This is a genomic window from Paenibacillus gyeongsangnamensis (genome assembly GCF_027533625.1).
Classification (GTDB): domain Bacteria; phylum Bacillota; class Bacilli; order Paenibacillales; family NBRC-103111; genus Paenibacillus_G; species Paenibacillus_G gyeongsangnamensis.
The window spans coordinates 100,987-123,807 of the sequence record NZ_JAQAGZ010000007.1 but is presented as its reverse complement, the minus strand read 5'-3'; the positions used below and the strand labels follow the sequence as shown (position 1 = coordinate 123,807).

The 22,821-nt window shown below is 53.0% G+C and carries 21 protein-coding genes, 2 pseudogenes and 1 riboswitch; of the genes and pseudogenes, 8 read left to right on the top strand and 15 right to left on the bottom strand.

The window, feature by feature from the left end; translation table 11 throughout:
- Nucleotides 1–171: 171 nt before the first annotated feature.
- Both O9H85_RS12560 and O9H85_RS12555 read right to left on the bottom strand, forming a co-directional pair.
- A complete protein-coding gene (locus O9H85_RS12560) occupies nucleotides 172–462 on the bottom strand; it encodes a DUF6916 family protein (RefSeq protein ID WP_269881728.1) in 291 nt (96 codons plus the stop codon).
- Nucleotides 463–484: 22 nt separating this feature from the next.
- Nucleotides 485–964, bottom strand: a complete 480-nt coding sequence (locus O9H85_RS12555; RefSeq protein ID WP_269881727.1) for a GNAT family N-acetyltransferase — start codon at nucleotides 962–964, stop codon at nucleotides 485–487.
- Nucleotides 965–1,217: 253 nt separating this feature from the next.
- Here O9H85_RS12555 and O9H85_RS12550 point away from each other — a divergent pair, with 253 nt between their 5' ends.
- Nucleotides 1,218–2,897, top strand: coding sequence for a PhoX family protein (locus tag O9H85_RS12550; protein WP_269881726.1), 1,680 nt, complete (start codon nucleotides 1,218–1,220; stop codon nucleotides 2,895–2,897).
- A 312-nt stretch (nucleotides 2,898–3,209) separates the two neighbouring features.
- On the opposite strand, the gene O9H85_RS12545 is transcribed toward O9H85_RS12550, so the two are convergent.
- The 3 genes from O9H85_RS12545 to O9H85_RS12535 form a co-directional block, all read right to left on the bottom strand.
- Nucleotides 3,210–3,380, bottom strand: coding sequence for a hypothetical protein (locus O9H85_RS12545; RefSeq protein ID WP_269881725.1), 171 nt, complete (start codon nucleotides 3,378–3,380; stop codon nucleotides 3,210–3,212).
- Between the two features lie 48 nt (nucleotides 3,381–3,428).
- A riboswitch (cyclic di-GMP riboswitch) is annotated at nucleotides 3,429–3,529 on the bottom strand.
- 284 nt (nucleotides 3,530–3,813) lie between these two features.
- Entirely contained in the window at nucleotides 3,814–5,613 is a 1,800-nt protein-coding gene (gene pepF, locus O9H85_RS12540; protein ID WP_269881723.1) for an oligoendopeptidase F, read from the bottom strand.
- A gap of 78 nt (nucleotides 5,614–5,691) precedes the next feature.
- Nucleotides 5,692–6,546 carry a helix-turn-helix transcriptional regulator gene (locus O9H85_RS12535; protein WP_269881722.1) on the bottom strand — a complete coding sequence of 285 codons (855 nt, stop codon included), beginning with the start codon at nucleotides 6,544–6,546 and terminating at the stop codon, nucleotides 5,692–5,694.
- A 102-nt stretch (nucleotides 6,547–6,648) separates the two neighbouring features.
- Here O9H85_RS12535 and O9H85_RS12530 point away from each other — a divergent pair, with 102 nt between their 5' ends.
- Nucleotides 6,649–7,707: a Gfo/Idh/MocA family protein gene (locus tag O9H85_RS12530; protein WP_269881721.1), complete on the top strand. Its 1,059-nt coding sequence runs from the start codon at nucleotides 6,649–6,651 to the stop codon at nucleotides 7,705–7,707.
- A gap of 27 nt (nucleotides 7,708–7,734) precedes the next feature.
- On the top strand, nucleotides 7,735–8,592 hold the full coding sequence (locus O9H85_RS12525; protein ID WP_269881720.1) for a sugar phosphate isomerase/epimerase family protein: 858 nt from the start codon (nucleotides 7,735–7,737) through the stop codon (nucleotides 8,590–8,592).
- Between the two features lie 65 nt (nucleotides 8,593–8,657).
- Here the strand turns inward: O9H85_RS12525 and O9H85_RS37480 are convergent, their stop codons facing one another.
- The 7 genes and pseudogenes from O9H85_RS37480 to O9H85_RS12485 form a co-directional block, all read right to left on the bottom strand.
- A complete protein-coding gene (locus O9H85_RS37480; protein WP_333474198.1) occupies nucleotides 8,658–9,926 on the bottom strand; it encodes an NUDIX hydrolase N-terminal domain-containing protein in 1,269 nt (422 codons plus the stop codon).
- A 238-nt stretch (nucleotides 9,927–10,164) separates the two neighbouring features.
- Nucleotides 10,165–12,384, bottom strand: a complete 2,220-nt coding sequence (locus O9H85_RS12510) for a rhamnogalacturonan lyase (protein WP_409348136.1) — start codon at nucleotides 12,382–12,384, stop codon at nucleotides 10,165–10,167.
- A 417-nt stretch (nucleotides 12,385–12,801) separates the two neighbouring features.
- On the bottom strand, nucleotides 12,802–13,521 hold the full coding sequence (locus tag O9H85_RS12505; protein ID WP_269881719.1) for a glycosyltransferase family 2 protein: 720 nt from the start codon (nucleotides 13,519–13,521) through the stop codon (nucleotides 12,802–12,804).
- Between the two features lie 219 nt (nucleotides 13,522–13,740).
- Entirely contained in the window at nucleotides 13,741–14,196 is a 456-nt protein-coding gene (locus tag O9H85_RS12500; protein ID WP_269881718.1) for an SRPBCC family protein, read from the bottom strand.
- Nucleotides 14,197–14,357: 161 nt separating this feature from the next.
- A complete protein-coding gene (locus O9H85_RS12495) occupies nucleotides 14,358–14,759 on the bottom strand; it encodes a DUF1761 domain-containing protein (RefSeq protein WP_269881716.1) in 402 nt (133 codons plus the stop codon).
- A gap of 29 nt (nucleotides 14,760–14,788) precedes the next feature.
- Nucleotides 14,789–15,226: an AraC family transcriptional regulator gene (locus O9H85_RS12490; RefSeq protein ID WP_269881886.1), complete on the bottom strand. Its 438-nt coding sequence runs from the start codon at nucleotides 15,224–15,226 to the stop codon at nucleotides 14,789–14,791.
- Between the two features lie 227 nt (nucleotides 15,227–15,453).
- Nucleotides 15,454–15,603: pseudogene (locus O9H85_RS12485) on the bottom strand (helix-turn-helix domain-containing protein); the annotation flags it as partial.
- Between the two features lie 373 nt (nucleotides 15,604–15,976).
- Between O9H85_RS12485 and O9H85_RS12480 the strand changes: the two are divergent.
- From O9H85_RS12480 to O9H85_RS12460, 5 genes and pseudogenes are all read left to right on the top strand, one after another.
- A complete protein-coding gene (locus tag O9H85_RS12480) occupies nucleotides 15,977–16,459 on the top strand; it encodes an SRPBCC family protein (RefSeq protein WP_269881715.1) in 483 nt (160 codons plus the stop codon).
- Between the two features lie 46 nt (nucleotides 16,460–16,505).
- Nucleotides 16,506–16,916 carry a DoxX family protein gene (locus O9H85_RS12475; RefSeq protein WP_269881714.1) on the top strand — a complete coding sequence of 137 codons (411 nt, stop codon included), beginning with the start codon at nucleotides 16,506–16,508 and terminating at the stop codon, nucleotides 16,914–16,916.
- Between the two features lie 42 nt (nucleotides 16,917–16,958).
- Entirely contained in the window at nucleotides 16,959–17,303 is a 345-nt protein-coding gene (locus tag O9H85_RS12470) for an ArsR/SmtB family transcription factor (RefSeq protein WP_269881712.1), read from the top strand.
- Nucleotides 17,304–17,351: 48 nt separating this feature from the next.
- Nucleotides 17,352–17,849 (top strand): annotated as a pseudogene (locus O9H85_RS12465) (SRPBCC domain-containing protein).
- Between the two features lie 884 nt (nucleotides 17,850–18,733).
- Nucleotides 18,734–20,089, top strand: a complete 1,356-nt coding sequence (locus O9H85_RS12460; RefSeq protein WP_269881884.1) for an arsenic transporter — start codon at nucleotides 18,734–18,736, stop codon at nucleotides 20,087–20,089.
- 218 nt (nucleotides 20,090–20,307) lie between these two features.
- Here O9H85_RS12460 and O9H85_RS12455 read toward each other — a convergent pair whose 3' ends face one another.
- The 3 genes from O9H85_RS12455 to O9H85_RS12445 all read right to left on the bottom strand — a co-directional run bounded on the left by O9H85_RS12455 (nucleotide 20,308) and on the right by O9H85_RS12445 (nucleotide 22,694).
- A complete protein-coding gene (locus O9H85_RS12455; protein ID WP_269881711.1) occupies nucleotides 20,308–20,436 on the bottom strand; it encodes a sporulation protein YjcZ in 129 nt (42 codons plus the stop codon).
- Nucleotides 20,437–20,621: 185 nt separating this feature from the next.
- The gene (locus O9H85_RS12450; protein ID WP_269881710.1) at nucleotides 20,622–21,296 is read right to left on the bottom strand and encodes a hypothetical protein; all 675 of its coding nucleotides are present in this window, start codon (nucleotides 21,294–21,296) and stop codon (nucleotides 20,622–20,624) included.
- Nucleotides 21,297–21,335: 39 nt separating this feature from the next.
- Nucleotides 21,336–22,694 carry a hypothetical protein gene (locus O9H85_RS12445; protein WP_269881709.1) on the bottom strand — a complete coding sequence of 453 codons (1,359 nt, stop codon included), beginning with the start codon at nucleotides 22,692–22,694 and terminating at the stop codon, nucleotides 21,336–21,338.
- Between the last annotated feature and the right edge of the window lie 127 nt (nucleotides 22,695–22,821).

Sequence of the window (22,821 nt, the reverse complement as noted above, 5' to 3'; positions counted from 1 at the left end):
TTACAAGGACCAGCGCGTTTATCAAGGTTGATGCGAAGCTAAAAGCCCGCGAAAACTTATAAAGTCTTATCAACCCAGGATAAACGGCTACGCTGTCCTTTTCTTACAAGGACCAGCGCGTTTGCCAAGGTTGATGCGAAGCTATAAGTTACGAATACTTATAAATTCTTATCAACGAACTAAACTGAAGGCCGCCTCATACCGGTACCCTTCGGCGGTTTGCCCGACAGGCACCATAAACAACTCCATTTCCCCCAGCCTGTCATTGCGAATGCGGTATGTTTGCTGAGGAAGAAAAGTACCTAAGGGACCGGATAGCAGCAGCGAAAATTGTTCAAAGTCGGGACGAATGACCCGTTCCTCAATCTCATCGAGCTGCAGCGTCGCCTCGCGTTCGCCTGCCTGCACCTTGAATGGAGTACCGACAGCCTCCTTGAAAGCGGCTAACGAGTAAGAGTTCATATTTCACATTCCCTCTCTTTGTTCATCGAATAACGGGCTGCCACTCCATGGCAGCGTAAAGCTCATTCCTCCCGGTTGTATGGAATCCGAGCCGTTCATACAGACGTTTGGCCGGATTGGTATGCATAACTTGCAATCGTACGGGTTTCCCTCCGCCCGCAGCCTCTTGCTTCAGCGCCGACAATAGTCTTGTACCGATGCCCATCTTACGGTAAGCGGGAAGCAGCGATATATCCACCAAAACCACGGCATCCGGCAAGGAAGCGATGATGAGTCTTCCGACCGGCTCGCCGCCCATACGAATGATCCGATATTCCGCAGCCGGATACTGCAGCCGGTACGACTGCCGCTGCATGCGAAACTGCATTTCCAGAAAAGCCTGCATTTGCGCTTCGTCCCAACCGAAGCTCCGCACCTCATCCTCCCGTACGCTGGTATAAAGCCGAACCAGGAAGGGCTCGTCTTCGGGTACCTCTGCCGTCCAATCCAGTGCGATCGCCACCCTGTTTGAGTTGATTAGAATTGATAAGTTGTCGTAACTTATAGCTTCGCATCAACCTTGATAAACGCTCTGGTCCTTGTAAGACAAGGACGGCGTAGCCGTTTATCCTGGCCAGAATAAAAGGAAACTATATACATAAAGCTCTATCTTATTATAATATGATGTTAGAAATATTTACAGGGAAATTAATAGATTGAAACATGACTCCCATGACATAAGCACGAAGCTGAAATCTAGCCCCAGGAGGCGTATCATGAACGACAAAAAACATATTTCCCGCCGGTCTTTTCTCGCTTACGTCGGATCCGGCACCGTCGCCCTGCTCGCCGCATCATCCGGCCTCGGAGCGCTGACCGGCCAAGCGAAATCCCAGGAAAGCGCAAAGGCTCTATTCTCCTATGAGACCGACCCGCTGACTTCGGCCCCCGGACTGATTCCTCCCTCCAGCCAGGATGAGCTGCTGCTGCCTTCCGGCTTCAAGTACGATGTGCTTGCCGCCTTCGGCGACTCCATCAACGCGAAAGGCGACACGTTCGGATTCAACAACAGCTACACCGGTTACTATCCGGCCGACGGTTCGTCTTCATTGAATGGACTGCTCTGGGTCCATCACGAATCGGCGGACGCCTACTGGGTGCTTGGGGCCAAAACGAACGGAAGCTACTCGTCGTCTCAAATCGAGAAGCTGCTGTATAATCAGGGCGCATCCGTACTCGGCGTTTACCGGGATGCGTTCGGCGCGTGGAAAATGGATGCCTCCGCGCCTTCCGCCCGCAGAATATCGGGCCTTGACGCCTTCGAGCTTGCCGGACCGGCCCGCGGGGCCAAGGCGGTTTACGGCGCAAGCCGGGTTCAAGGCACGCTCGGCAGCGGCTCGGGCGGACGAACGCTCTGGGGAACCCAGCTATCGTCCGAAAATAATGCGGCATTGGCCGCGAGGGATGCAGGCCTGCCGCAAACCCATTACGGCTGGGTAACAGAGGAAGACCCCACGGATGCCGGCTTCAAGCTCCGCAAACATACGGCGCTCGGACGTTTTCAACACGGCAGCGCCGCCATGACCCTAAGCAAGGACGGCCGCGTCGTCGTCTATATGGGAGACAGCGCAGACTATGCCTGCATCTATAAATACATAAGCAAACAAACCTATGATCCTTTCCGGGGCAAAGCCAATTCCGACCTGCTGACCGACGGCACGCTGTATGCGGCGGATATGGTCAAGGGCCGCTGGGTCGCCCTCCGGATCGAGGCGGTGCGCGATGCGCTGAACGATCTGCAAACACCGTTGCCGCCGGCGCTGGGATATACGCGGGAGGAGCTGCTTGAGCTGTTCAAGGAAGAAGCCGACGTCTATGTCTATGCCTCGGAAGCCGCCCTCCTCTTGGGCGCAACGCCGACAGACCGGCCGGAGACAGTACAGCCCAGCCCGCAAGAGGGAACCTTGTTCATCGCGCATATGAACAACGCCCTTCACGGCAACCTGCACGGCCACATCAGCCACTTGGTCGAACAAGACGGCGACCACGGCGCCGAGGCGTTCGCCTTCGAGACACTGATCAGCGGCGGCCGTCAAGGCGAATTCAGCTCGCCGGGCAGTCTGATTACAGATCACTTCGGCAATCTCTGGGCTGGCACCGAAATCGCCCAGTCCCAATTGAACCAAGGCGCCTACGCCGAGTTCAAAAACAACGGCCTGTTCGCCGTGCTCTCTCCGGCCTCCGCTAAGCGCAAAGTGCTTCAATTCGCCTCCGCGCCGACAGGAGCGGTGCTGGCCGGACCTTGCTTTACCCCGGACGAGCGGACGATGTTCCTTGCCGTACAATATCCGGGCGCAGGCCCGGACGAAGCTTCGCTTCCGGCCAGCACATGGCTCTCGCGGGGCGGCGGCTACCCTCGTCCGGCGGTCGTGGCCATCAGCGGATTTACATATTAACAGAGAAGACCTGAAGGCTTGCGGGAAGCAGCCTTCAGGTCTTCTGTCGTTTACAAACGGAGCAGCCACTGTGCCGTCTCCATAGGATGGGAGACCGGAATCTATTTTCATACGAAAGTAGGATAGCGATCGAATCAAGGAAAGTGGAGTGAATCGGGGAAGGCGGAGGTTTTTTCCCGAAACCGGGAAGCTTCGTTCCGTTGATCCTTCATTTTTACAAAAATTTGAGGTTTTGACAGACATCAAACGACTGTATTTGCAGCAGGCATGGCTCATAATGTGACTTATTCACTAAATATTAAAACAGCACCCTCATCGGGTGCTGTTCGATAACTCGTTTCTAAGAAAATGGATAAAGCGGATGGATTCTTCCTCCGTCAACACATTGTCATTGAGCCGGAACGAGAACATTTCCAATATGCGCTTCTCCGGCAAATGTAAATGATCAATAAGCTGTTGAATGTCCAAACTTACTTGTCCCATAAGCTTTACCCTCCTCAATCATTTAAGCCGCGTCGGACGGAGGCCGTATTCGGTAGCTGGCTGGCATATTCGCAGGTGGAGAACCATCTGCGAAGGTAGCCCCTATAGCTTTGCGTCGCCACTTTTCAATGGCTTTGCCTTTCTCGTACCGAGTTTATGCGATAATTCAACTATATCACATCGGTTAATTTTACGTCTATTCCCTGAACCGGTTTATACTAAATATTCATTCGAAGGATGGTTGTAATTTATGTCCGATAACTCAATAAATCTTCCAAAACCTAACTCCGATTTGGACATTATCAAAGTGGCCCTAGTCCTCGGGATCGAGCAAGAACGCTTGCTGGCCTATGTCTTCGCCAAGGATGAAGAACCATCGAACGAGCCTCCTCGGCAATGAAAACCGGCGTCTGATATCCAAGCGGGTGTCCGCTTAAAACAAAGTCTCCAGCTCATCGATAAGCGTCCCGACATATGCCACCGCGCTGCGAATCGGCCGGGCTTCGGACATGTCAACGCCTGCGAGCTTGAGCAGGTCAAGCGGTCGCAAGGTTCCTCCGGCCTTAAGAACGTCCAGCCAACGGTCAATAACAGGCTGCCCTTCCTCTTTCATCCGCTGCGCCACTGCCGTCGAAGCGGTTAGGCCCGCCGCGTAGGTGTAGGGATATAAGCCCATGTAGTAGTGCGGCTGGCGCATCCAAGTCAAGCTGGCCCCGGGATCCAGCTCTACCTCATCACCCCAGAATTCGGAGAGCACCCGGCCTTTGAGCGCCGATAAGGTACCAGCCGTAAGCGCCTCGCCTGCCTCCGCCGCCTCGTACACTCTTCGCTGCATGTCGCCTTCGAGCAAATGCGTCACGAAGTTATGATAGTACGTATTCAGCAGCTGCAGAATCACCCATCGCTTCATCCTCGGATCGTCCGACTGCTTGAGGATATGCTGCGCGAGGAGCAGCTCGTTCATCGTAGACGGCGCTTCGATGAAGTAAGTCGAAGGCCGGAAGTTAGTGAAGGATTGATGACGGGCCGCCAGCATCAGATGCCCGGCGTGGCCGAGCTCGTGCGCCAGCGTGAAGGCGCTTCGCATATTGCCTCCCCACGTAATCAGGATGTAGGAATGCGCTCCGTACGGCGTAGCGCAGAATGCGCCGGTCGATTTGCCGACATTGTCCGCATAGTCGATCCACCGGTTCGATAACGCTTCCTCCATAAGCCGCACATATTCGGGCCCCATCACCTGAAGCGCGTCCAGAATCGTCCTGCCGGCTTCTTCGATCGTTACCTCCGGATTGAACTCGGGATCCATCGGCGCCTTCAGGTCGCAAAACAGCAGGCGATCGATTCCGAGCACCCTCTTCTTCAGCCCCATGAACCGGCGCATGTGCGGCGCAAGCTCCGAACGGATCGTATCCAGGATATGATGGTACATCTCCTTCGTCACCTGCTGCGGCTGCAGAAGCATATCCGTCACGGACTCATATCCGCGAAGGCGCGCGGTCACGGTTTGCCGTTTCACTTCCGCTGCGTAGGTTCCGGCTATCGTATTCCGGTACTGTCCCAGCGTTCGCGTGAAAGAATCGTAAGAAGCCCGGCGCAGGGAAGTATTGGCGGAAAATTCATAGCTTGTCTCGAACAGCGCGAACGAGACCGGGTGCGTTACGTTCCGATCGTCTTGAACGGGGGAGAACGACATATCCGAGAGCTTGCTGCGTTGATAAATCGTATACGGCGCGCCCAGCACTTCTCCCAAAGACGCGAGAACCGATTCCGTCTCGGCACTCAGCTTGTAAGGCTTCGTCTCCAGCAGATCGTACAAGCTTTTACGGAAAGGCTGCAGCCGCGGTTCCTGCTTTATGTATTCCTCCACGGTCCCTTCAGGCAGCTCCATGATTTCCGAACGGATAAAAGAAAGCGCCGCCCCGATGCCCGACGCGACATCCCCGGCACGGGCGGAGCCGGACTGGTTGTCCGGATTGCCGGAGTCTTCCGAATAGCGGAGTCTCGCATAAGCTCCCGCCCGCCCGTTCCGTGCGAGCAGCGCCTCCTGCTCCTTCAGGCAATCCGCCAGTATGCCGGCGCCTTGGCTCAGCTTCCCCCGGAAGCGCCCCATGAGGGCAGCCTCCTTCTCGATCGTTTGCAGCTCCGCCTCCCAAGCGTCCTTGCTCGGGAACAGCCCGTCCAGATCCCAGGTCAGTCCGACCGGCACTTCGTTTCGTTGCCATCGTTGTTTCATGCTACAGCTCCTTTTCCATAGGAATGATTGTAATTATAACACGGACTAAACCGGCCGTTCGAGAAAATCATTAAGCGCTTACACGGTAGTCCGGAACAGGAGCGGAGAGACCCCTACGTATTTCTTGAAGAGACGCGAGAAATAAAAAACGTCGGTGTACCCAAGGGCGGCGGCGATACTTTTGACGGGTTGATCGGTGTTCAAGAGGATGTTCTTCGCCTCGGCGATCTTCAGCCGGTGCACATATTCGTTAAGCGGATAGCCCGTATGCTTCGCGACGAGCCGACGCAGCGTGGATAATGAGATATGATGCCGTTCGCATAGCTTCCGCGCATCGAACGGCCCGATGGCCGCTTCGCTGAGCTCATCCATCACCTTCGCCGCATGTCCGGCATGGTCTCTCTGCGGCTCTCGAGAGGCCGGATGCATCAAGTCGTAGAGCAGCGATTCGAGCAGCAGGGACGCCCGGTCCACCTGGCTTGCGGCGCCGCTCTCCATGTGTAGAAAGATTCGGCTGATCCGGCTGTGCCGGGTGTCATCCGTACCCACCTGGATAACCGATCCCGGTTCAGGCAGCCACGTGGAGAGCCACTCTCCGATGCGCGGGCCTTCGATGGTGAAGTAATATTCGTCCCAGTAGCCGCCGGGCTCCGGCCCGTAATCGAACACCTCTCCCGGATAGAAAAAGAACAAGCTTCCCTCCCGGACGGCCTGATTCTCTCCGCTGCCCGCGCGGTACGTGCCGGACCCTCCGTCGATATATACGACGGCGAAATGCTGAAAGCGGGCTTCTCTCCGATACAAGGTCCGATTCGGCAGATGTCCTACGCTGACAATGGACAGCGATTTCAAATGAAGCTTGCTGCCATCCACTTTCCGGTCAATAATGCGGATGCGCTTCGGACTGATCGTATAGTCCATGTAGGTGGTCATAATGGGCATTCCATCCTTTGATTGCGGCATGATAAAGTGATTGTACACTCCATTGTATCCTCATTCAACGCTTGATCCATTAAAGAGGAGGAAGGCAGCGTTATGAACGGAATAAACATCGGCTTGATCGGGGCGGGCTCCATCTCGGAGCTTCATCTGCAGGCGTATAAAAAGCAGCCGGATGTGCGGCTCAGTGCCATCTGCGATCTGAATGGGGACAGGGCCCGGGAGAAAGCCTCCCGCTACGGGATCCCGCAGGTCTATACGGATTACCGCGACCTGCTCTCCGATCCTGAAATCGAGGCGGTCAGCATCTGTACCTGGAACGACACGCATGCAGAAATCGGCATTGCCGCACTACGCGCGGGCAAACATGTCCTCGTCGAGAAGCCGCTCTGCCGGACGGTCGAAGAAGCGCTGCAAATGCAGGCGGCCGTACGGGAAACCGGCAAAATCTTGCAGGTGGGCTTCGTGCGCCGTTATGACGACAAGGCCAGGCTGATCCGGCGGTTTATCGAGAAAGGCGAGGTCGGGGATATTTATTACGCCAAGGCTTCCATCCTTCGAAGGCTCGGCAATCCCGGCGGCTGGTTCGCGGATTCGTCCCGCTCCGGCGGCGGCCCGCTGATCGACATCGGGGTCCACATGATCGACCTCTGTTGGTACTTGATGGGCAGGCCGAAGGCGGTATCCGTCAGCGGGAACACGTACAACAGGCTCGGGAACCGGTCCAATGTGAGAGGCTTGTCTTTTTACAAAGCGGCGGATTACGACGCTTCCCTGAATACGGTGGAGGATATGGCCAACGCGATGATCCGCTTCGAGAACGGCGCTTCGCTGATGGTCGACGTCAGCTTCACGCTGCATGCCTCGAAGGACGAAGTAACGGTGAAGCTGTACGGAGACAAAGGTGGCATCGAGGCGGAGCCTTCCTTGCTCATCGTATCGGAGAAGCACGATACAATCCTCAACATCGAGCCTCAGATCGATCACAAGACGATTCAAATCGAGGCGGCCTTTCAGAATGAAGTGAAGCATTTCATCGAATGCTGCCGGACGGGGAATACGCCGATCAGCCCGGTCGAAGACGGTCTTGAGATCATGAAAATCTTGTGCGGCATATATGAATCCGCCCGTTTGGGGCAGGAGATCAAACTTTAACTCCAGATTGAAAGAAGGATGTCGGTCATGAAGCTTGGATTAAGCTCTTACAGCTTGGTGCGTGCGCTCCAGGCGAAGGAAATGGATATCTTGAACGTGCTGGATTGGGTCGCCGAGCACGGCGGAGAACATATCGAGATCGTCCCGCTCGGCTTTCAATTGGCAGGCAATCCGGAGTTGATCGATGCGATCCGCGAGAGGGCGCAGACGCTCGGTCTCGACATCTCCAATTATGCGATCGGAGCCAATTTCCTGACGGAATCGCCGGAGGCTTACGAGGCGGAAATTCAGCGCGTCATGCGGGAAGTTGATATCGCGGCCCGGCTGGGCGTGAAGCGGATGCGTCACGATGTCGCCTCCAGCCCGGATAGGTCCATCCGCAGCTTCAACCGGGAGCTGGGACGATTGGCCGATGCCTGCAGGCGCATTGCGGACTATGCTGCGCCTTACGGCATCGTAACCAGCGTGGAGAACCATGGCTACTACGTGCAGGCCAGCGATCGCGTGCAGGCCCTAATTCACGCGGTCGACCGGGAGAACTTCCGGACGACGCTCGATATCGGCAACTTCCTGTGCGTGGACGAGGATGTTTTGTCGGCGGTAAGGAAGAACGTCCCCTATGCTTCCATGGTGCATGTGAAGGACTTCTACATCCGTCCGTTTCATTCCAATCCCGGAACCGGCTGGTTCAGGTCGTCCGGCGGCAACTATCTTCGCGGCGCCATCGCGGGCCACGGCGACATCGATATCCGCGAAGCACTGCGCATCGTGAAGCAGTCCGGCTACGACGGGTACGTCTCGCTTGAGTTCGAGGGACTCGAGGATTGCCGGACCGGCTCCAAGCTCGGCCTGGAAAATGTCCGCAGGCTGTGGGACGAAGTGTAAGGGGCACAGCAATAAACCGACCTTCCTGATTTGCGAAGCGAATCCGGGAGGTCTTTTTATTGTTCTTAATCCAAAATCACCGGTTTGTCCGGGTTTCTTAAATACTCGAACATCGTACGAATCTGCCGTTCCGTATTCCGTTCGGCGGACAATGGCGGAAGCTCGTCCTCCCCGAAAAACCGCACCTCGCTCGTCTCCACGCCGCTCAGAGCCTGCCCGCCCACGATAGTGCAAAGAATAAATAATTTATAAATATGATAAGGCTCCGGCGGGTGGCCATGAAACTTTTTGTCCAAGACGGCCAATAATTTCAACGCTTTGGCGTCAAAGCCGGATTCTTCCTTGATTTCCTTCACCACGACTTCGGACGGCGAGAGACCGATATCGGCCCAGCCGCCTGGAAGCGACCAGGCGCCGTCAATCTTTTCCTTGACCAGCAGAATCTTGCCCTCCCGGAAAACGACGCCCCGAATGTCCACCTTCGGCGTGGCATAGCCTTCCTCGCTTCCGAAGCTTAAGCGGATCTTCTCCTTCCCGACTGATGTATACCGGTTCAGCATATCGATGCTGATGTCTCTGAGCGCTTCGTAGCGTTCCGTATCGTACACATCTCTGGAATACGTCAGACCGATCTGAGCGATGGATTGAATTTGCTTGGCCCAGATCAGCCATTGCAGCTGCAGGTCGCGTTCGCTTTCAATAAGCTGCAGGAAGGGAGCGATTTCCGTAAAAATCAAATCCGGCTCCGTTTCAAAATGAGCGCTTTGAAAAGTAGACAGCCACTGCACGCCGTACGTCCGCACCCCCGCCGCCTTCCCCGCCCGGATATCGGCATGACTGTCCCCGAGGAATACGGCCTCCTCTTTGGAGACCCCAAGAAACTCCAGCGCCGCAAGAATGCCCTCGGGATCGGGCTTCGCCTTCGGTGCGTCATCTCCCGTCACGACCACGTCAAAGAATCGGGACAAGCCGAGAGTCTCGGAAGAGATCCGCAGCGTTTCTCTGCTTTTTCCCGTGATCACGCCGATTTTCATTTGGTTCGCCCGGATGCGGGTTAAGAGCTCATGGATCTCATCCGCCCCATGCAGCTGACCGGCGTGGCCTTGCCTGTAGATAGCGTAATAATCGCGGATCGCTTCCGTAACGGAGGCTTGATTGGCGAGATGGGATGCGATGATCTCATCCTCCGTCGGCCCGAACATGGCGATCAATTCCTCGGCGGATACCTCCCGCCCGTCGTACTTTTGAAACACATATTGAAAGGCATGAATGGAAATCGGCAGCGTATCCGCCAGTGTCCCGTCAAAGTCGAACAGAACGGCCTTAATCGTCATCCCCATCTCTCCTTAACCGGGAAGTCCCGGAGGTTATTTATCCCATATTTTACCTTTAGATAGAGCTTGTGTATATAGAGGAAAAGGGAATCGGCCCCATTCCCCAATCCATAGAACGACCATCAACCGTACGTCTTTTTTTTCTATAAAGCAACTATTGAATAATGGGGACGGAAGTCAATTTCCGAGCACAAAAAAACAGGAAACCGCCCCTGCCTGAAACGGCTTCCTGCTTAGGTTACTTCATCACTTGAATGGAGACGGACCCGCTGAAGAAGCTGCCGTCCTTCAGCTTCCCCGTCACCTGAAGAGCGGTGTCGCCCTGCAGGCCGGCGAGCAGCTTCGACAGCTTGCGCCGGTCGAAAGTTACCGTCATCTCCGGAATGCGGTCCTTGTCCGTGTCTTTACCGGCCTTTCGCTCCTTCCCGAGGCTATCGCTTACATCATCCTTGTGTTGTTCCGAGGCCGACGCCACCCGGTCGGTCTCCTGCCTCTCAAGGTCATCGGACTTCTTCACGTCCGCCGGGACACTCCCGCCGCCGTAAACGTTCAATTGCACGGTCGATACGTCGATTTGCGAAGCGTCGAACTCCGCCGGCAGCCGGATCGCTGCCTTCAGCTTGCCTTCCTCATCCTGGCTTCGCAGGTTCAGCTTCTCCGGCTTCAGCGTAATCTTGGCCGGGACGACGGCCGCGTACAGGTTCGGTGCCGGCGGCGGGGCCATGCCCTCGCCCAGATAGAAGCTGGTGTGCGGAGGTTGGTTGTAGGCGACATTCTGCCATGCGACCCCTAAACGGTATACCGGATCGTGCATCAGCGTGTAAAAGCGGTAATCGGTCGGAGCCGTCGTCGTATAAATGCGCAGCGCGCTGCTGTCGGCGGTCCGCCATATCGCCTCTTCCCGCCAATCGCCCAGGATGTCGGCCTGCAGACTCGGATTGCCCTTGGTCGAATTGTTCGAGAGCGTGCCGTCGGCGGTCAACAAATTGACGGTTTTACCGTTCAAGTAATCCCACTTATCAATCTTGCCCGGGCCTGCCCCAATCTTGGAATCATAGTTATGGTCCAGCAGCTCCCGGAGCAGGTCGCCGTCCCACCAGATGCCGAAATTGATGGAGGAAGGCGTCGTGCTGCTGATCTTCTCTCCCTTCACGGAATATAAGCCTATTCCGGTGGAAGCCCACACCTCTTCGCCTTTGTACCGGGGATCGATATCGGCCGACATGCCTCTGCCCGTATCCTGCCCCGTGTATACGCCCCAGAGCACCTCGCCGGTCTTGGCGTCCCAGACGGCGGCGCCGTAAGGCGCATTCTTATGCTCATTGACCTTGAACACTTCATATCCCGGCCTGTCCGGGTCAAGGTCTCCGACGTGCAGGGCGTCGCCGTGTCCCAGCCCCGTGCTGTAAAGAATTTGACCGTTATCGTCAATGGTCATCGCGCCGTATATGATCTCATCCTTGCCGTCGCCGTCCACATCCGCCACGCTTAAATTGTGGTTACCTTGGGCTTCATACGCCGGATTGCCGGCGCTGTCGAACTTCCACAGCTTCGTCAGCTTGCCGTCCCGCCAGTTATACGCGACCAGTACCGTATGCGTATAATAGCCGCGAGCCATGATCAGGCTTGGGGTTTTCCCGTCCAGATAAGCGATGGCCGCTAGGAACCGGTCGACCCGGTTGCCGTAATTGTCTCCCCAGTCGGTCACTTTCCCCCGCGGCGGATCGTAGTCCGTCGTCACCAGCTCTTTTCCCGTCAATCCGTCAAATACGGTCAGATACTCCGGACCGTCCAGCACTCTTCCTTTGGCATTGCGGTAATCCGCGTTCGGATCGCCGATGATCTTGCCCGTGCCGTCCTTCGTGCCGTCCGCGGTCTTGAAGGCGACCTCCGCCCTGCCGTCACCGTCCAGGTCGTACACCATAAACTGGGTGTAATGGGCCCCGGCCCGGATGTTCTTGCCGTGGCTGATCCGCCACAGGAAGGTACCGTCCAGCTTATAGGCGTCAATAAACACTTCCCCGGTGTAGCCGTCCTGGGAATTGTCCTTGGAATTGGACGGATCCCACTTGACGATGAGCTCGTACTGACCGTCCCCGTCCAAATCCCCGACGCTGGCGTCATTCGCTCTGTACGTATACTTAACGCCGTCCGGGGTCACCCCGTCCGCCGGCTTGCGCAGCGGAACGTCCAGATAGTTCGTGCCCCACACCTTCGCCGCGGAGGATGCCGGCTTCTCCTCTCCGTTCACGACGGCTCTTACCGTATAGCTGGAAGAAGCCGTTCCCTCCGGATCCTGATAATTGGTTCCGGAGGCAATGGGCTGCGGGTTCACTCGGATGCCGTCGCGGTATAAGTTGAAGGCGGTGGATGCCGGTTCGGTACCGAGCAGCCTCCAGCTGACGAAGACCCCGTTGTCCGTCAGGACCGCGACCAGCCCCCGGTCCAAATATTCCATCTGCCTCTGGAAAAGCGAAGTCTTGCCGCCCCCGCTTGAAGTTTCCTACGCCGCGAGCGCCGCGGCCGGCGGAATACACAGAAAGGCGCTCAGCAGCAGAGCTCCGGCTTGGTGGAAACGCTTCTTGTTCATCATCATAGCCTCCTCTTCCATTTAGAAAAATAAAAACCCTTTTCAAGCTCTCTTGGAGAGGTAAACGTAAGGGTTTTCATATATTATAGGATGCCGCTTCCGCGTGATGGAATGACGGATCGTGCTGAACATCTATACATATCTGCTATCTAAAAGGAACAATAAAAAAACGACCCGATATCGCATTTCTGCAATAGAGTCGCTTGGCTTTCATGGTGCGGCGGCATGCCGTTTGCCAACACAGATCTGCGAGACATCAGAACGCCGTCGGATAGACCATCCTTATTATAACGGCTTGGTGGTCAGCTTACGATATTGAACGGTACGGGCCACAATGCGGCTGCCCTTTAACACATAGGCGTCGGTTCCTTTCCAGGTATGACTCTTTTTATTTTTTCTTCTGATTTGCACATAATTGTGAGGCGCCGGGGCAAATATTTTATACCCTTTAGACCGGCAGCGGCTTAAAAAGGTCACGTCTTCCCCCAAGGAGACGTTCGGAAAACGAACTGGGCCGAAGACTCGTTTTTTAAATAATATCGTCCCGCCGGCAACCAATCCGACGAATTTGCTCTGCTGCTTGGGGAAGCGGAGGACCAGAAGCTTCTTGGCCTCAAGATAGGCGAAATATGCCCGTTTTCCCACCACGTCCGCTCCGGTGCGTTGCATCGCCCGGATTTGCCCCGTCAAATAGTACGGCGAATAGAAATCATCGTCATCGAATTTCGATATGAACGAATGCTTCGTCTTGCTTACCGCATAATTCAGGCACTTGCCGAGGGTCGTTTTTTCCGGCAGCTTGTAGACCGAGACGTGAGGATAAGCACGCGCGAGGCGGCGGTAGCGAGACAGCTCCATGCTGTCTTTATTCAAAATGATGACCAGCTCTTTGATCCGGTATCGCTGCCTGGTGTAATTCGCGAGGATATTATCGAAAAATTGCGGCCGATTCGTGCTGGTAATGACGGATACGCCCTGCTCGCCAAGCACTCGTGCGGTTTTCACCCGAAACCCCTCACTTTATCGTAAATTGATTTTATTTAATATATGGCGTGCCCGGCCATTGTGAGGCGGCAGATGGAGAACTTCGCAAAAAATATAGTGGAATCGTGCGAAGGGACATCGGTATACCGGTTAAAACGCTGCTGCATACGTGCAAAAAAAGGATGCAGCCATATTCGGGCAGCATCCTGTACAGGTTCGATCCTCATCAAACAACATCCATTAGGTGGCGGATGAGTCGTTGTTTTTTTCAAGTAGAAACTTGATTTTTTTCAAGTCTTTATTGTTTGCCTTTTTCATGAAGAAGGACATAAACGGAGAAAACAGCATGGAAAAACCATTAGGCTCACCTTGATTACGTAAGGTCATTCGGGTTGAATTTCCGTCAACCGTTTCCCATGTATACGTGGTTTCCATAGGAAACGGACCGTCGGCAGTTCGCATGACAAGCATTTTCCCGGGGACATATTCCGCTATTTCATACACATAGGCAAGCTGTCGTCCAAGGAATTGAGCTTTAAAAGCTATTTTAGAACCGACTTTCATCGGCTTCGGCGTTTGCCATTGTACCGATTGAATATTGACGTACCATTCGGGCGCCTTGTCCGGGTTTGCCGCATATTCCGAAACTTGATCTCGGGTACGATGGATGATGATTTCCGTTAAAACGTCGACCATACCGTTCCCTCCAGGAAAAGACAAATCATTGGGTTTGATAGAAATATACTATACCACAAAATGGATGGCATATTTACTTCTATCCTTCCCGCCGGGCAAGTTATTAATCAATCGGTACGGCTTCTATCGTAATCCTTGGACGGCGGCCTGTTTCTTGCTTCCTACTTCCATACGGCATGCAGCATGCCTAAGACGGCGAACGAGATCAAATGGTCGCCAATGGCGATAGCATACACTTTGCGGCTCATCAAGCCGAATAAAGCATTTTTCAAATAGACCAGCGCCACCACGAAAGCGATCAGCAGCCCCAATGCCAATCCCTCTCCAAGGCTGCCTGTCCCCGCGGCGTGTGCCAGGATGGACATGAGAAGCGAGCTGAGGAACGCGACAAGGACAGAGCCTGCGTAGTTGACAGGCCTCTTCAGCTGACTTTCCTTTACTTGATTGAGCTTAAGCCATGCCGGGCCGAACAAGATCGGGGAATAATACAGCGCCCCGAACGCCATGTAGAACAGTCCTCCAACCAACACGGCCCAATAATTGAGATTCGAAAAAACGATCATCTTCTGCAATTCTCCCCTTCAGTATCATCTTAGGATTTCGGCTCAATGGGCAAGGAAATCGCCGTAATCCGGCATTCCATATCCATGCTCCCCTTCGCTCGCCTCATCTGTACGAACTCTACAGGATTGCCGGTGTACCGGTACCCGCTCCGCGGCAGCCAGAAGCTGTACAGCTCCGAGTAACAATCGATGAGCAGCTGCCGATGGCCGAATTCGACGGGCTCTTCAAATTCGTAAACAGCAAATTTCCCGCCCGGTATGACAGCGGCCTCCAAGCTCCCTTTCGCCACGGTCCCTCCGGGGACAGGGATGCAGCAGTCGTAACGGCATTTGTCCGTGTGTGTGAGGTATGGGTTATTGTGCGGAATCCCCAGCATCCTCGTATCTTCGGTGAGAAGATCCCGTGCTTCCGCCCAGCGGTAGACCTGCTCACACACCGCCTCCAGTCCCTGCGAATAATCCCCCATCCGGTGGGCGAATACGACAGCGGTCTCCGGAAGCTCGACGGTTCGTACTTTCGACAGGTCGACCCACTGGAATCGAGTATACTGTCGGTTACCCGTTCGGATTCTTGCTTATTCTTGCTTTGTTGTTTAGATTTCTTGCTGTGCAGGTAAGGTCTTGGGAACTTCTCCCTGTAAGCTCCTTCCCGCCAAGCCTTCGGACTATGCTGATACTGCTCGGTGAAAGAGGCGGTGAAATAGGATAAAGAAGAGAAGCCGCACTGCAGGCTAACCTCCGTCACCGATAGCTGGGGCTCATAGATCAAATCATGGGCAGCCTTCTCCAGGCGGAGCCGTTTCACATAATCCGCAGGCGTCTCTCCTATCAGCTCGGCAAACATGCGGTGAAAATGAGACGGCGAATACGTCGACATCTTCGCCAGATTGGAGAGAGACAGCGTTTGGTCGAGGTTCGTCTCTATGTACTTTAATACCTTATTGATCCGACCGCGCTGCTCCTGTTCTAATTCGGCCATCATACCACCCTGTCTTTTCGTTTTATTCATGAAGCGCCTTCGCTGCCGTGAAACCTTCTTACCGATACTTATGCTACAGTTCTCTCCGGCGTTGATCAAGTCATTTTCCCGCATGTCCTGATCACGCCCCTACAACTATTCCGAGTTTTTCCACGTATAATCAAAATATTCCTTGACAAGAATATTCCTTTAAAGGTATATTATGATTACCAAAACAATGATGTGGAGGATTAAAATCATGTCGGAATGTAAAGCAGCGAACAGAACGCTAACGTCGATAGTAGATCGTGAGCTTATTATCACCCGTATCTTTCATGCGCCGCGTGAATTCGTGTTTAAAGCATGGACGGATCCCGAGCATTTGCCGCAATGGTGGGGACCAAGAGGCTTTACGATTACGGTTCGGGAAATGGACGTCAGGCCGGGCGGTGTATGGCGTTACGTCATGCATGGTCCTGACGGAGTCGATTATGATAACAAAATCGCCTACCTTGAGGTGGTACGACCCGAACGGCTCGTATACTCCCATGGCGGGGGCGAAGAGGACGAACAATTCCAAGTGACGGTGACGTTTGCAGAGCAAGGCAATCAGACCGAGCTCAGCATGCGGATGCTCTTCAAGACGGCCGCGGAACTGGAAAAGGTAGTCAAGGAGTACGGAGCCATCGAGGGAGCCGCATCGACGCTGGATCGCCTTGAGGAACAATTGGCAAAGATTTAGATCCAACCATCCAGGATATTCCAAACCGTAGGAGGGAAATATGAAAATGAGAAAGATGAACGTCATCTACTGGCTGTTTACCGGTATTTTTGCAGCCTTAATGATTTTTGGTTCAATTCCTGATATCATGTCTGTACCTGATGCCGTTGCCTTATTCCAGCATCTCGGCTATCCCGCCTATCTCCTTCCCTTTCTAGGGACGGCCAAATTATTAGGTGTCGCAGCGATACTCATTCCCGGTTTCCCACGAATCAAGGAATGGGCCTATGCCGGCTTTGTATTCGATTTAACGGGGGCGATGTACTCCAGCATAGCTGTAGGCGACCCTGCGAGCGGATGGATGCTATTCTTTATCGGATACATCTTAATAGCCGGCTCTTATATTTCGTATCACAGAAAACGGAAAGCTGCATTATCAGGGATAGAGAAATCAAGCGCAACGAGAGTGATGAGCTGAAATTTCCAAAACCGTTTGTTGTAGAAGGAAGGAGCACGGTAAATGGGCGTGAATATGACAACTTTGAGCGCGCTTGCCGAGCCCAACCGTTTACGCATTGTCGAGCTCTTGCGGGACGGTCCCCTCACCGTGGGAGAAATTGCCGAACGACTTGAACTTCACCAGCCGCAAGCTTCCAAGCATCTCCGTGTACTAAGCGATTCGGGGCTCGTTGAGGTGTATCCCAGCGCCAATCGGCGTATCTACAAATTGCGGCCCCAGCCGTTCATGGAGATGGACACCTGGCTGGAGACTTACCGCCGGCTATGGGAGGAGAGATTCGACCGATTGGACGATTACCTCAGCGAGCTGCAAGGAAGAGGAAAGAAGCACGAGGATAAGGAATAGGATCGCAAGTTAGCCGCTTCGGCACTTCGCACCGCATCATAAGGAGGAATGGACATGTCCAAATTCGAGTTGGTTATTACGCGCACGTTCGATGCGCCGCGCGAGCTTGTATTCAAGGCTTTTACCGAGCCGGAGCGCTTGCGGCAATGGTGAGGGCCGAAGGGCTGGACGATGACGGTATCCAAGCAAGAGCTCCGTCCGGATGGCATTCTTCTTTACAACCAGAGGTCCGCTGACGGCCATGACATGTGGGTCAAATTTGTTTACCGCGAAATCTCAGAGCCGGAGAAGCTGGTCTTTACTAGTTCCTTTTCCGATGAGGAGGGCAATACGGCTCGCGCCCCATTCAACGAGACCTGGCCGCTGGAAATTTTGATTGCCATGACGTTCACCGAGCAGGATGGCAAGACGACGCTTACCCTTCGGGGATTTCCCCTGTCGGCGACGGAGGAGGAGCTTCAAACGTTCGAGGCCTCCCAGGAGATGGTTCAACAAGGGTATGGCGGTACCCTCGACCAGCTTGCCGATTATTTGGCGAAGGCGTGAGCAGACGGAAGAGCCTCTCCGCTCGCCGACGCTTCACGGAGGAAATTACCCTATAGGATGTCCATGATGATCAATATAGAGCATTTTGAGCGACCGCTCCGGTCTTCAAAATGCTCTTTTTCTTTGGCCTTCCAAACCCGATTCCCCCAGTAATCGCCTAATTTGAGCCCAATTCTATAGGGGCAAGCATCCCGTGTTCTTCCAAGAGCATACATTGTTATCGTTTATTAAGTAAAAACTTGGGAGGTATCCGAATGGCGTATAATCCTTATAGTCAATACCCATACTCACCGCAGTCCTATCCTCAATATCCAATGCAGTATTATCCGACCTATCCTTATCACATGCATTTGCATCACCATCACGTGTACCCTCATTTCCATCACCACCATATGCCTTATGGTATGCACGTCCACGGTGGCTACATGGTGGAGGAATACCGGTCTAAGACAAAATAAGTCGAACTCCTCGCCAGCGCAGCAAGGCTGCCGGTCGAAACCGGCAGCCTGGGCCCCTCAAAATTTGATATCCCCATACATAGATCAATGCACTGACGCAGGAGTTGTCGGATTGTTGCCGGCAGCTCCTTTTTTTGACTAGGTATCGTTGTTTTTCCGGTACGGATGACCTTGATAGACAGGAATCCCAGATCAAACCGTCATTGGGAGCAAGACATCAACCGTATCTATTAGTTGAAAATACTAGAATTGGGGAGGCGTTTAGTACGAGCGTTGCCTCCGCTACGTATCATATTATGTACCATCTAAATAACCGGTTAGACCAATTCAAAGGAGGGACAAACCCCATGGATTTCAAGAGAATATATAGGTTTCCCAGACAAAGATAAGCTTCTATATTGAATAGAAGAGAGGCTGGATCATATGATGCATGAATTAACGGTACCGGTTACCATTTTAACCTTCTTATGCACCATTTCCTTTATATTCTGGCGTCCTCATGTGAATGAGGCCATACCTGCAACGATCGGCGCGATGGTCGTTCTCCTAAGCGGCAGCGTCTCGCTAACCGATTTGGGCGTTATAGCCGAGACGATCGGAGGAGCCGCCGTGACGATCATAGCGACAATCGTCATGGCGATCGTACTGGAAAGCTTCGGGTTTTTCAAATGGGCTGCCGAAGGGCTGCTGATTAGAGCCAAAGGCTCGGGCATCCGCTTATTCTGGTTCACGAACCTGTTTTGTTTTCTCATGACGCTTTTCGTTAACAACGACGGCAGCATCTTGATTACGACGCCGATCCTGTTAATGCTGCTCCATAGCTTGGGACTCAAAAACCATCAAAAAATCCCCTATTTGTTATCCGGCGCCTTAATCGCAACCGCCTCCAGCGCACCGATCGGAGTAAGCAACATCGTCAATTTGATAGCCTTAAAAATTGTCCATATGGACCTATACATGCACACGGCGATGATGTTCATCCCTGCCTCGTTGGGGCTTGCTTTCCTATCGGTCCTGCTGTTCGCCACTTTTTATAAAACCTTGCCCCGTAAACTGCCCCCCATCAAAAAAGGAGCTTGGAATTATACTTCCGCACCGGGCCATCACCCTTTAAAAGATAATGAAGCACCGCTCATCCCTAGAGAGAAGCAGACAAAATTCATGCGCAACGTAGTGATCTTTGTCTTCTGCGTGCGAATCAGTCTCTTTGTCGCTTCCTATATCCACTTCCCGGTTCCCTTGATGGCTGTGCTCGGTTCCATCTTCCTGCTTACATGGCGCTGGTTTTATTTGAAGATATCTCCTGCCGATATGATAAAAAAAACGCCATGGTACATCCTCGTGTTCGCCTTCAGCATGTATGTGATCATTTACGGATTGCATAATATCGGATTAACGGAGTGGCTTATCCATTTCATGCAGCCGATTGTTTCCGGAAGCTTGCTTCATGCGAGTATCATGATGGGAATTCTTTTGTCCATCCTATCGAATCTCTTCAACAACCACCCGGCTTTGATGGTCGGAACCTTGACCTTAACGAACATGGGCCTGGATCCCCTTACATTGAAAATTTCTTATCTGGCCAGCGTCATCGGCAGCGATGTCGGTTCCCTGCTCTTACCGATCGGAACATTGGCAACTTTAATGTGGATGCATATTCTTAAGAAAGGCAAAGTCAAGATCAGCTGGGGCCAATACTTGAAGGTAACTTCCACCGTCATTCCGCTTACCGTAATCTTCACGCTAATCCTTCTGGCTTATTGGGTTCAATGGATCTTTTAATTTTCCTGCAGCAGCGATGGGAGGTTGACCATGATAAGTAAAAAAACGACATTTCATATCAAGGAGACTTAAGCATAAGCCTAAGCCTCCTTTTTAGCGTCGGATGGCAAGAAACTAAGGTTCGCCGACCGGACCATTCGATCTCACGAATGTGTTTAAAGTGACGTTCATATAAAAACACCCGAGCTGCATTAGCAGTCGGGCGTCGGTGAAGGAAATTAAATACCGATTGTACGAGAAACAATAACCAACAGAATGAAAAGTACGAGAATTACAGCTGTCGTCGTAAACAAACCGGCACAGCTAAAACCGCCTCCTACGCCTCCTACGCCTCCTACAAATCCCATAGTGACATCCTCCTCCCCATGTTCTTCTGCATTGTATGAGTTATTGCTGCACATGGTTTGGACGCATATATGAATTTGTGCGAATTTACCCGAGTGTCATTCAGCAGCTTCCATACGCCCGCTAGAGGCTAGTATATAAAATGACCTGCAACCGCATCAGCCTTCCCGTGTCTTCCATACGGTCCTTACTTTTCGGATTTTCGTTGCAGCGACAATGTTTCTTCCATAAAGCGGATTAAAGAATCCAGTGGATTTCCTATCCATCGTTCCATGATTTTCCCGGCCTGCCGTGCCGCCGGTACCATCGATAATTGGGCGGCAGCTACCAGCTTATCCGGATTCTCGGCAGCGATTTGCAATAATCCCTCAGTGACTAAAGCGATATATTGTTCCTTCTTCCCTTGCATGATCAGCTCAAACGTATGATCCAGCAGTCTGGTTTCCACTGGAATGTCCGTCCCCGCCCTTTTGGAAAATGCATTGAATTGTTCCAACGTGCCTTTAACGGTGTTCGGATTCGTAAAGACGAGCAGACTCGGTTCATTCCTCAAGACAATGTCTTGGAACAAAGGAACATCGATTTTGATGACGGGAACCGGACATGGATGCAGTTCTTCCCGATAAACTGCGGTAAAGAAGGTGCAGGTTATCATAATTGCGTCAACGCGGCATCCGGCAATCCAATCGAGCGTTTCTTTCACTTTCTTTTCCGCCATTTCGTCGTTGAAATCAGCGTCCAGCTTCCTCCGATCAAGGCCGGGGTCTACAAAATGCACCAATTCCACATCATAGGGACGCAGAGCCTCTTCAATATGTTCGATATTTGAATGATGCGCATGAAGACAACCGATTTTTTTCAAATGGACGAACCTCCAGATAGGATTTTTGTGAAGCAGGATCTATAGAAGCCATAAGCCGACGGCAATCCCGATACCTCCAAAAATAAAGGCAAACCCCAGATTCCATCGCGTGATCCGGTAAGGATTCATATGAAGCAGCCCGCTTAAGATGGTGACGGTTGAGTTGAAGGTACCCATAAAGCTCGAATTGAGCGCGCATGTGATCAGGACGATAGCCAGGCTGACCGGATTCAGCGTACCCAGAACAGGCTGTAGGAGGATCCCGAATAAGCTCATCACGACTAACGGATGAATGCCAAGGACAGGCAGTATTAAAAATACGGCGAAAATAAAACAAAACAAGAGCAGCGGCGTATGCGCAATCCAAAGAACCGGCCCTTCCAGCATTTGAAATAACGAGGTTTTGGCGACTGCGCTGTTGAAGAAGCCGAAGGACAGAAACAGCACAAGCAGGTGGCGGAGTCCATCGGTGCTTACCCTCCACTGCTTGCGGCTCACGAGTACAAATCGGTTAAACTGCCCCAGCAGCAGAGCCCAAACCGCCGAGAAGGGGAGCAGTACAAACATCATAGCAGTGAAGAAAGAACAGGACAACACCCGCTGAAGACCGTAGGCTGAAAGGATGAGCAGCATTAAAGCCAGCAAAAAGACGCCTGTTTTAGACCAGGAGGGCGGCCCCGCATGGTTCTCCCCCGCAGGCTCCATCGCTATGCTGCGAAACCCCCACCCCCAGGCCGAGCCGACGGCAAGCAGCAGCAGCGACAGTCCAAACAGCCAGGGAAACAAAGAGGTATAAGAGATTCCGGTGATGACTACCGCGGTTGCTACCAGCGGCTCCACCGGGCTCCACACCGCAACCGTTCCGAACCCCCGGAGGATCGACATGCTTTTGAACCGGTTCGCCAGCATGGGATCCTTTCCTTGGAAATGCTTGCCCAGCACCCGGTGAAGCAAAGGCAAGGCGGCAAAGAACAGAAACAGGCTTAATAAATAGCTTACTATAAGCGATCGCACATAAAGCTGCCCCATGTGGCCCGATTCTACATTCAGCCAGCGGCTCAGGTTCCGGTCATATCCCCCGATCCGGATAATATGGTTCACAAACGGAAGCATATATAACAGGGAAATCAGCATGACATTCGATGTAAATAGATACGGAAGATCGAGCAAGGGGACGTCCCCCCAGATCACGCAAGCGATTCCCGCCGCAATAAACAAAATACCGGCAATCTGAAACATTCTTCTGGCAGAGGACAGCGAGACCATGAGACATAAGATGGCGATCGTCCCTTCAGAGGCAAGCAGGACCCTCCAGCCTGTCAAGGTATATAACACAAATGCCGCAACCAGCAGCGTATAAAGATACGGTCTTGATGTACTTATCAGTTTGTGAGTCACTTTGTCAAACGTCCTTTCCTGCTTTCTCTTCATGCGATGGCGGGGACCTTCCATTTATATTACAGGATTGATCGACAATTTCGCTGCTTTTCTTGTCCAATTTGAAGATTATGCGCATTTCTTGTTA

Bases quoted from the DNA above. Each gene is read 5' to 3' on its own strand.
- O9H85_RS12560 (WP_269881728.1), bottom strand. From the start codon at position 462: ATGAACTCTTACTCGTTAGCCGCTTTCAAGGAGGCTGTCGGTACTCCA.
- O9H85_RS12550 (WP_269881726.1), top strand. From the start codon at position 1,218: ATGAACGACAAAAAACATATTTCCCGCCGGTCTTTTCTCGCTTACGTC.
- O9H85_RS12545 (WP_269881725.1), bottom strand. From the start codon at position 3,380: ATGGGACAAGTAAGTTTGGACATTCAACAGCTTATTGATCATTTACAT.
- pepF (WP_269881723.1), bottom strand. From the start codon at position 5,613: ATGAAACAACGATGGCAACGAAACGAAGTGCCGGTCGGACTGACCTGG.
- O9H85_RS12535 (WP_269881722.1), bottom strand. From the start codon at position 6,546: ATGACCACCTACATGGACTATACGATCAGTCCGAAGCGCATCCGCATT.
- O9H85_RS12530 (WP_269881721.1), top strand. From the start codon at position 6,649: ATGAACGGAATAAACATCGGCTTGATCGGGGCGGGCTCCATCTCGGAG.
- O9H85_RS12525 (WP_269881720.1), top strand. From the start codon at position 7,735: ATGAAGCTTGGATTAAGCTCTTACAGCTTGGTGCGTGCGCTCCAGGCG.
- O9H85_RS37480 (WP_333474198.1), bottom strand. From the start codon at position 9,926: ATGACGATTAAGGCCGTTCTGTTCGACTTTGACGGGACACTGGCGGAT.
- O9H85_RS12510 (WP_409348136.1), bottom strand. From the start codon at position 12,384: ATGGAATATTTGGACCGGGGGCTGGTCGCGGTCCTGACGGACAACGGG.
- O9H85_RS12500 (WP_269881718.1), bottom strand. From the start codon at position 14,196: ATGGTCGACGTTTTAACGGAAATCATCATCCATCGTACCCGAGATCAA.
- O9H85_RS12495 (WP_269881716.1), bottom strand. From the start codon at position 14,759: ATGATCGTTTTTTCGAATCTCAATTATTGGGCCGTGTTGGTTGGAGGA.
- O9H85_RS12490 (WP_269881886.1), bottom strand. From the start codon at position 15,226: ATGGGGGATTATTCGCAGGGACTGGAGGCGGTGTGTGAGCAGGTCTAC.
- O9H85_RS12480 (WP_269881715.1), top strand. From the start codon at position 15,977: ATGTCGGAATGTAAAGCAGCGAACAGAACGCTAACGTCGATAGTAGAT.
- O9H85_RS12475 (WP_269881714.1), top strand. From the start codon at position 16,506: ATGAGAAAGATGAACGTCATCTACTGGCTGTTTACCGGTATTTTTGCA.
- O9H85_RS12470 (WP_269881712.1), top strand. From the start codon at position 16,959: ATGGGCGTGAATATGACAACTTTGAGCGCGCTTGCCGAGCCCAACCGT.
- O9H85_RS12460 (WP_269881884.1), top strand. From the start codon at position 18,734: ATGCATGAATTAACGGTACCGGTTACCATTTTAACCTTCTTATGCACC.
- O9H85_RS12455 (WP_269881711.1), bottom strand. From the start codon at position 20,436: ATGGGATTTGTAGGAGGCGTAGGAGGCGTAGGAGGCGGTTTTAGCTGT.